The sequence below is a fragment of the Actinotalea sp. C106 genome (assembly GCF_023630195.1).
In the GTDB taxonomy this organism is placed as follows: Bacteria; Actinomycetota; Actinomycetes; order Actinomycetales; family Cellulomonadaceae; genus Actinotalea.
On the sequence record NZ_JALPKN010000480.1, the window covers coordinates 1 to 1,484 of the forward strand.

At 75.5% G+C, this 1,484-nt stretch carries 2 protein-coding genes; both read right to left on the minus strand.

Annotation, left to right across the window (positions count from 1 at the left end; all coding sequences use genetic code 11):
- A partial coding sequence (locus L0B03_RS17800; RefSeq protein WP_250448339.1) for an MFS transporter occupies positions 1 to 645 on the minus strand: 645 nt, incomplete at its 3' end.
- A partial coding sequence (locus L0B03_RS17805; protein ID WP_250448341.1) for an inositol monophosphatase family protein occupies positions 642 to 1,484 on the minus strand: 843 nt, incomplete at its 5' end. The genes L0B03_RS17800 and L0B03_RS17805, both read right to left, overlap by 4 nt.

The window sequence follows — 1,484 nt, forward strand, 5'->3', positions numbered from 1 at the left end:
GCCAGCCGCGTCGCCGTCGACCCTCGCGCCGACGTCGGCAGGGGTGCGGCGCAGCAACCACGCGTGCGGCACGGCGCACAGCCCGACCAGAACCGCCAGGACCACGAGGGCCGAGCGCCAGCCGAGGCGGGCGGTGAGCAGCTCGGACAGCGGCACGAAGATGGTCGAGGCGAAGCCGGCCACGACGGTCAGGGTGAGCAGGGCCCGCGTGCGCTCCCGGGCGAACCACCGGGCCACCAGGGCGAACGCAGGCTCGTAGAGGGTCGTCGCCCACGCGCACCCGAGCAGCACGAAGGCCCCGTAGAGCTGCGCGACCGACTGCGCCTGGGACCACGCGAGGAGGGCGCACGCGCCCAGCACCGAGCCCAGGGTCATCACCGGCCGGGCGCCGAAGCGGTCGAGCACCCGGCCCACCACGGGGGCGAGCCCACCGCTGATCGCCAGGGCCATCGAGAACGCCCCGGTCAGCACCGCCAGCGAGGTCCCCAGGTCCTGGCGCATCGGGACGAGGAACACGGCGAAGGCGTAGTACAACGCCCCGTAGGCGACCGTCTCGGTCACGGCCAGGGCGTGGACCATCCGCCAGCCGGCGTAGTCACGCCGCCGCGGGCGGGCGGCGGGTGGCGCCGTGCGCACGCTCGTCATGCGCGCGCGGGTGCCTCAGACGATGCGGGAACGTGGGCACGGACCAGGGCGCTGACCTCGGCGGCCAGCTGCGGGGTCGCCGCCACGACTCCGCTCCACCGCCGGGTGAGATCGAGGTCGAGCTCGAGGGGCCGTTCCCACACGTCGGTCACCACGCCCCCGGCCGCCGGGGCGAGGACCATGGCCGCAGCCAGGTCGACCAGGCGGTGGGTGTCGCTGCCCGCGTCGAGGAAGACGTCGACCGCGCCGGTGGTCACGAGCACCGCGTCCAGGGTGCTGCAGCTGAGCACCCGGATCCGCCGGGCCGCCGAGCTGACGGCCCACCACGCGTCGGCGTTGCGCCGGTGCGGTCGCAGGAGCGAGACGGCTGCCCCGGCCACCGAGGCCTGGCCGCTCACCCGGCGGGACCGCTCGCCGCGCACCGCCCACCACCGCTCATCGGTGTGCAGCCAGCTGGTCAGAGCGTCGGTGAAGGTCCCGTCGACGGCCAGCGCCCCGCTGAAGCAGGCCAGCGGGACCCCCGCAGCGGCGTTCGCCGAGCCGTCGACCGGGTCGGCGACGAGGGTGACCGCGCTCCCGACGTCGACGAACCCGCGCTCCTCGGAGAGCACGTTGACCCGGCGCTGCACCGCCGCCTCGATCACGGCGTCCTCGACCAGCTGGTCGATCAGCATGGTGGGCGTGCCGTCGGCACCGACCATGACGGTCGCGGCCAGCTCCTCGCGGTCGAACCGTTCGTGGGCCGCGAGGAAGGCCCGTCGTGCGGCGTCGGCGGCCTCGGCCAGGACCGGGTGCGGCCGGCTGCTCACGCGTCCGCCCCGACGGGCACCAGGTCGGCC